This is a genomic window from Empedobacter sp. UBA7494, assembly GCF_002478465.1.
In the GTDB taxonomy this organism is placed as follows: Bacteria; Bacteroidota; Bacteroidia; order Flavobacteriales; family Weeksellaceae; genus Empedobacter; species Empedobacter falsenii_B.
Genome location: NZ_DLOC01000020.1, coordinates 1 through 7,406 on the forward strand (window position 1 = coordinate 1; position 7,406 = coordinate 7,406).

Annotated in this window: 5 protein-coding genes; 2 read left to right on the forward strand and 3 right to left on the reverse strand. The window is 31.9% G+C overall.

The features are described 5' to 3' along the window. Positions 1 to 44: 44 nt before the first annotated feature. From deoC to B4E95_RS01935, 3 genes are read right to left on the reverse strand one after another with little or no spacing between them, the layout of a single operon-like run. A complete protein-coding gene (deoC, locus tag B4E95_RS01925) occupies positions 45 to 788 on the reverse strand; it encodes a deoxyribose-phosphate aldolase (RefSeq protein ID WP_291089491.1) in 744 nt (247 codons plus the stop codon). 9 nt (positions 789 to 797) lie between these two features. After that, positions 798 to 1,271 carry an Lrp/AsnC ligand binding domain-containing protein gene (locus tag B4E95_RS01930; RefSeq protein ID WP_180905762.1) on the reverse strand — a complete coding sequence of 158 codons (474 nt, stop codon included), beginning with the start codon at positions 1,269 to 1,271 and terminating at the stop codon, positions 798 to 800. A gap of 28 nt (positions 1,272 to 1,299) precedes the next feature. Next, entirely contained in the window at positions 1,300 to 2,247 is a 948-nt protein-coding gene (locus B4E95_RS01935; protein ID WP_291089494.1) for an endonuclease, read from the reverse strand. 352 nt (positions 2,248 to 2,599) lie between these two features. Here B4E95_RS01935 and B4E95_RS01940 point away from each other — a divergent pair, with 352 nt between their 5' ends. Both B4E95_RS01940 and B4E95_RS01945 read left to right on the forward strand, forming a co-directional pair. Further along, positions 2,600 to 4,810, forward strand: a complete 2,211-nt coding sequence (locus B4E95_RS01940; RefSeq protein ID WP_291063632.1) for an NADP-dependent isocitrate dehydrogenase — start codon at positions 2,600 to 2,602, stop codon at positions 4,808 to 4,810. Positions 4,811 to 5,035: 225 nt separating this feature from the next. Beyond that, on the forward strand, positions 5,036 to 7,390 hold the full coding sequence (locus tag B4E95_RS01945; protein ID WP_291089497.1) for a hypothetical protein: 2,355 nt from the start codon (positions 5,036 to 5,038) through the stop codon (positions 7,388 to 7,390). The last annotated feature ends 16 nt before the right edge of the window (positions 7,391 to 7,406 follow it).

Genomic DNA, 7,406 nt, shown 5'->3' on the forward strand with positions numbered 1-7,406 from the left:
CCTTTTGAGACAGCCTCTTTTAAATGTATTAATGTAGAAATTTTCTAATAACCTTTTGCTCCTTGCTCTCCTTTTACAATCGCCAATGCAGACGATGTTCCAATTCTTTTCACGCCTAAAGCGATCATTTTTTCAGCTTCTTCTGTTGTGCGAACTCCGCCAGAAGCTTTCACTGGAAGCGAACCTGAATTTTCAAGCATCAATTTAATAACATGCTCATTTGCTCCATTTGGTTCTCCATTTTCAGTTTTATAAAAACCTGTAGAAGATTTTACAAAAACTTTTGATGCTTTTTCTTCACCTGCTTTTTCTAAAACAGTATCACGAATTAATTGTGTTATAGCAACAATCTGTTCATCTGTTAAAGCAGCAGTTTCGATAATCCATTTTACAACTTTACCTTCACGCAATGCGACTAATGTTGCAGCTTCTACTTCTTCTTTTACTTTATCGCTATCACCTTTTTTGAACGCTTCGTAGTTGACTACAAAATCTAATTCATCGGCTCCATCAGCAATTGCTTTTTGCGCTTCTCTCAACTTTTCATTCAAATCGTAAGTCCCTTCAGGAAAACCAATCACAGTTCCCAAAACAACATTCGATTTTTTCTCATCCAATAATTCACGAACTGATCTTACATAATCAGGACGAATCATTACCGCATAGATATCATTATCAATAGCTTCTTGTGTTAACTTATGCACCATATCTAATGTATCAGAATTCGAAATACCTGCTTGTTCAGGTGTTTTAAGATACGTCGAGTCTAAATATTGATTAATATTCATCTTTGTATATTAAAGTTTTATTTGTCTATCTATTGGTTGCTCCAACGAAATTATAGTTTCTGTACGTGTAACGCCATCAATTTGCTGAATTTTTTTGTTCAACACATTCATTAAATGTAGATTATCACGACTCAAAATTTTAAGGAAAATCCCGTAATTTCCCGTTGTAAAATGAGCTTCCACTACTTCTGGAATCTCTTCCAAAGCTTTCACAACTAATTTATAAGAAGAAGGTTTGTCCATAAAAACACCAACAAATGACATCGTTGAATAACCTAAAATTGTTGGATTTACAATTACTTTAGTTGAATCAATCACACCAGAAGCTTCTAATTTCTTGATACGTTGATGAACTGCCGTATTTGATATACCTAATTCTTTTGCTAATTGCGAAACAGGCATGTTAGCATTGTCCATAAAGGCATTCAGAATCAACTTATCGATTCCGTCAATCTCAACCTGACCATTTTCGTGGATTCTCACCTATTCTTAAAATTATACCGCTACAAATTTAATATTTTAAAATGGTATAAACGGGAAAATGGTCGCTATATCCACCGAAATATTTTCCGCCAACAAAAGTTCTGAATGGCAAACCAGTTAATTTTCCGCCTGTATTCTTCAAAAAATCAGCATCAAAAATATCTGTTTTTATATATTCTAAATTTGATTGACAAGTAAAAAATCCTTTCGAAAAAATCTGTTGATCGAATAACATCCATTGTTTCTTAAAGATCATCGAACCTCTTTTATACGATTGTAGACTGACCATTGGATTGAATAATTCGTTTCTGTTTATTTCTTCTTGTTTAGAACGAGTATCCAATTCATCAATTAAGTCAGAATTTGTTGGAGCATCATTAAAATCTCCCATCACAACAATTTTTGCCGAATAATTTTCGGTTAACAAATCGTTAATTCTTTTTCGAATCGTTTTAAAAATATGTTGACGTTTTAATTGATTGATTTCTTTATCAATTTTAGAAGGCAAATGAACAATAAAAATATGAATAATTTCGCCAACTAAATTTCCTTTCACATATAAAATATCTCGTGTATAAGATTTTGTATCATACTGATCTTTAAAGATAAATCTAATTGGTTCGCTTTCTATAACTTCAAAAAATTGTTGACGATAAATTAATCCAACATTTATTTTTCTTTCGTCTAATGATTTATATAAAAGTGTTTTATAATCACCATCTTTCAAAAAATCATTTTGAATCAAATCTTGCAAAACCTCTTCATTTTCAACCTCAGCCAAACCAACCAAACATGGTAATTCATTTGTTTCTAATTTTCCAATTTTAGAGATGCAGAATGCAATCTTTTTCACCTTTGTGTCATAACGATTATCTTTCCATTTGATAAAATTACTGGGCAAAAAAGATTCGTCTGAAGATTTAGAATAAAAATTTTCGACATTATAAAATGCGATTGTCACTAGATTTTGTTTCAAAAGAATTGTTTTTATGCAAAATTAAGAAAGAAAATAAGTGTATAAAAATTGGTTTCTTAAAAAGAATTAAATAGACAGCTCTTTCAAAAGTGAAATTATACATGAAGTTGAAAAAAAAAACAGTAAAAAATTATCAACTTGAACAATTTTGTTTCAATAAATTATCAACTTGACGACCTATCAAAAATCATGTTAAAAATTATACTAAAATTAGTGTAAATGATTGATTTAAGGTCAACTTAATCTGTTAAATATTGTATATTTGCAAAGTTTGCGTTTCTGCATTCAAAATTGAAAAAATGTATTTTTAATTGACTATTATTAAAATAGTCTCAAAAAAATTTAAAACATAATGTCAAAAATTCATTACACACTTACGGATGAAGCTCCGATGTTGGCAACTCACTCATTTTTGCCAATCGTACAAGGATTCACTAAAACAGCTGATATTACAATCGAAGTTCCAGATATTTCTTTAGCTGGACGTATTTTAGCTAATTTCCCTGAATTCTTAAAAGAAGAACAAAGAATTCCTGATGCTTTAGCAGAATTAGGAGCTTTGGCGACTACTCCGGAAGCAAACATCATTAAGTTACCTAATATTTCGGCTTCTGTTCCTCAGTTAGACGAAGCAATTGCAGAATTGCAAGCGAAAGGTTTTGCTGTACCAAATTATCCAGCTGAACCAAAAAATGAAGATGAAAAAGCAATCAAAGCTAGATACGGAAAAGTTTTAGGTTCAGCTGTAAACCCAGTTTTACGTGAAGGAAACTCTGACCGTCGTGCACCAAAAGCTGTTAAAAACTATGCAAAAGCTAATCCTCACAAAATGGGAGCTTGGGCTACAGACAGCAAAACAAAAGTTGCTTATATGAAATCTGGTGATTTCTATGGTACTGAAAATTCAACTACGTTAGAAAACGCAACTGAATATACAATCAAATTTTACGGAGAAGATGGTTCTGTTCAAGAATTAAAATCAGCAGCACCTTTAAAAGCTGGAGAAGTAATTGATTCTTCTGTAATGAACTTAAACTCTTTAAGATCATTTGTTCAAGAAGCGATTCAAGAAGCAAAAGATAAAAACGTATTGTTGTCTGCTCACTTAAAAGCAACAATGATGAAAGTTTCTGATCCAGTTATTTTTGGAGCTATCGTTGAAACTTTCTTCAAAGATGTTTTCGTAAAATATGCTGATACTTTCAAAGCATTAGATATTAATCCAAACAACGGTTTAGCTGATTTATTCGAAAAAATCAAAGGTCATGCACAAGAAGCAGAAATCAAAGCTGCAATTGAAGCTGATTTAGCAAACGGACCACGTGTAGCAATGGTGAATTCTGATAAAGGAATTACTAACTTCCACGTACCTTCTGATATTATTGTTGATGCATCTATGGCTGCATTGGTAAGAAACGGAGGTAAAATGTGGAACAAAGATGGTGCTGAAGAAGATACTGTAGCGATTATCCCTGACCGTTCTTACGCTGGTTTCTACGAAGCTGTTGTAGATGATATGAAAGCAAACGGTGCTTTAGATCCTACAACTATGGGCTCTGTTCCTAATGTTGGATTAATGGCTCAAAAAGCGGAAGAATATGGTTCTCACGACAAAACTTTCCAAGCTCCTGCAAACGGAACAATCAAAGTTGAAGACGCAAACGGAAACACTTTATTAGAGCAAAAAGTTGAAACTTCTGATATTTTCAGAATGTCTCAAACTAAAGATGCTCCTATTCAAGACTGGGTTAAATTAGCAGTTAACAGATCTCGTTTATCTGATACTCCTGCAATTTTCTGGTTAGATAAAGGAAGAGCTCACGATCAACAAATCATTAAAAAAGTTGAAAAATACTTAGCTGATCACGATACAACAGGTTTAGATATTCGTATCATGGATGTTAAAGATGCGATGAAAGAAACTTTAAGCCGTGCAAGAGAAGGAAAAGATACTATTTCTGTTTCTGGTAACGTTTTACGTGACTACTTAACAGATTTATTCCCGATTTTAGAATTAGGAACTTCTGCTAAAATGTTATCTATCGTTCCATTAATGAACGGAGGTGGATTATTCGAAACTGGTGCGGGAGGATCTGCTCCAAAACACATCGAACAATTCATAGAAGAAGGTTACTTACGTTGGGATTCTTTAGGTGAATTCTTAGCTTTACAAGCTTCTTTAGAGCACGTTTCTCAAACACAAGGAAATGCAAAAGCTCAAACTTTAGCTGATGCTTTAGACGAAGCAAATGCTAAATTTTTAGCGACTGACAAATCTCCAGGTCGTAAATTAGGAACTATCGATAACCGTGGTTCTCACTTTTACTTAGCAATGTACTGGGCAGAAGCATTAGCAAATCAAACAAAAGATGCTGATTTAGCTGCTAAATTTGCTCCTGTTGCAAAAGCTATGGAAGAAAACGAAGCAAAAATTAACGAAGAGTTAATTGGTGCGCAAGGTAAACCTCAAGATATTGGTGGTTACTACAAAGCAGATTTTGCTAAAACAACTGCTGCAATGCGTCCATCTGCAACATTAAATGCAATTGTTGACGGAATTTAATCCAACAACATTTCTTTATAAATCAAAACCTCGAGAAATTCTCGAGGTTTTTTTGTTTAAAGTCTTTTACTTAAATTCATTAACAAAAATTAACATTATTCGAGAAGAAAATCGTCATTCAATCAAAAGTTATGATAAACTTTAATAAAAAGTATGAATGAAAATCATCTAAATAATGATAATTTTAAGAATTCAAATTCATTCTATTAGATTAATCATTCTCGCATGAAATATATTTATTTACTCGCATTATACTTTTCCTCGATTACAACTTTTGCGCAATCAAAATTGGAAACGGCTATAAAAAGTCTGGATATAAATTACGCTCAGGAAAAAGTTTATTTATTATTTGATAAGAAAGATTATATTGCTGGAGATAATATTTGGTTCAAAGCTTATACATTAAATGGCTACAAACCTAGCTTAATTTCTACAAATCTTATTGTAGAATTATACGATAAAGACAAAAAATTAATCGACCGAAAATTGGTTCCGATTTTAAACGGTGAAAGTGACGGAACGCTAAATACCAAAAACGAAAACGAGGAAGGAATTTACTTTGTAAGAGCCTACACAACGTACATGACTTTCTTCTCAGAAGAATTTCAACATATCAATCAAATTAAAATTTATAATCCAAATTCTAAGTTAAAACTTGTTCCAAATCCAAATTTAAAATGGAATGCAAAAGCTTTTGCTGAAGGTGGAAATTTCATTCAAAATCAGACAACTAAATTTGCTGTAAGACTAAAATCAGACGGAGATTTACCAAAAAAATGGAATGGTTTTGTATTCGAGAAAAATAATCCTGCCAATAAAATTACAACATTTGATAATTTAGATGAGAACGTTGCGACTTTTGCGTTGAGAGCAGAAAAAGGTAAATCTTATCAAGTGCAATTGAATGACGAAAAAAGAAATCAACAAATTATTGATTTACCCGAAGCTAAAAAAGATGGAATTCTGTTGAAAGTTGTTCGAAATAGCAAAGATATTGTGATTCAATTGAAAAGTATCAACCAAGAAAACCCTTTATTGAATTATAAAATTATTGGAACAATTAACAACGAACTTGTGATGAGTTCTCAGATTGTAAAAAGTGTGGAATCGGTTTCGACTTATGTTCCAAAAGAGGTTTTAGACAATGATAAAGGTATTTTGAACATTGCTATTTTTGATGCAAATGATATTCAAGTTGCCAATCGATTGATATTTATCAATCCAAAAGAATCATACAAAAAACCTGAAATTTCTTTCGAAACAACAACTAATCCTCGCGAATTAAATACAATTAAAGTAAAATATCCTGAAGAAATTAACTTTTCGGCTGTTATCAAAGATCAAAAAAATAATGATGAAGATAATTTAATTTCAGCGATGTTATTGACACGAGATTTTAGTTCGAAAATTAATCATCCGACACAATATTTTAAAAATAATGAATTCTCAGAAAATCTTGATGCACTTTTAATAACAGAAAAATGGAAAAGATTTAATTGGGAAGATTTAGTGGTAGGAAATATCGTAAAACCTACTATTGACAATGAGCGTAGATATCTTTCGTACAAAGTAAAAGCGTACAATAACGGAAGAGAATTGAGCAATGCATCCTTGAGTATTATCTATAAAATGCAAAATAATGGAAAAGAATTTGCAACGCTTGATACTGATTATGAAGGAAACTTCGAGATGAATAATTTGTTTTATTATGGACCAATGGCGATGAATTATTTCTTGAATTCGGAAAATGGAAAATCTGCCAATAATGGAACTTTAACTTTATCTGTTGTACCAAATTATAAAAGCACAAGTTATAAATCTAAATTGCCAGCAACGCCTTATTTATTAGAAGAAATCACGAATAAAGAGGAAGTCGAGAAGCAAAATACGTATAAACAGAACATCAAAATTATCAATGATAAAAGTATTCGCCTGAAAGAGGTTGTTGTAAAAGCGGATAAAAAATCGAAAACTGAGAAGCTGAACAATGAATTAAGTAGCGGAATGTTTAATAATATAAACGAAACGGTGATAGATTTTGTAAACGAATCTCAGCCAATAGAAGGTTATACAAATATTATGGACTTTTTAGCGGGACGAGTTGCAGGATTAACGGTTTCTAACGGAGTTCCTAAAATCAGAAATTCTGAAGTTGCAATTTATTGGAACGAAATGAAAATGACTTCAGATAATTTAACGAGTATTAATCCTAGAGATATTGCAATGGTAAAAATTTTCAAAGGCGCTGGTTTACTTGGAAATGCAATTGCAATTTACTCGAAACGAGGAAGTAATGCGCCAGTTGATAACACGCCGATGTTACCAAATAATTTAATTCAGATTGGTGGCTACAATCAATCTCTGCCATATTTTAGCAATGATGATTACGAGTCGCTTTACAACGATGTTCCAAACGATATAAGAAGTACTTTATTTTGGAATCCTAATTTGTATACAGCTCCAGGAGAAGACACAGAAATAGAATATTTCAACAACGATAAACCAAAAGATTATCAATTAACCATAATTGGTTTCGACGAAAAAGGAAATCCTGTTTTCTACGAAGGTAAAATTCAATAATAATAAAAAAACGTTT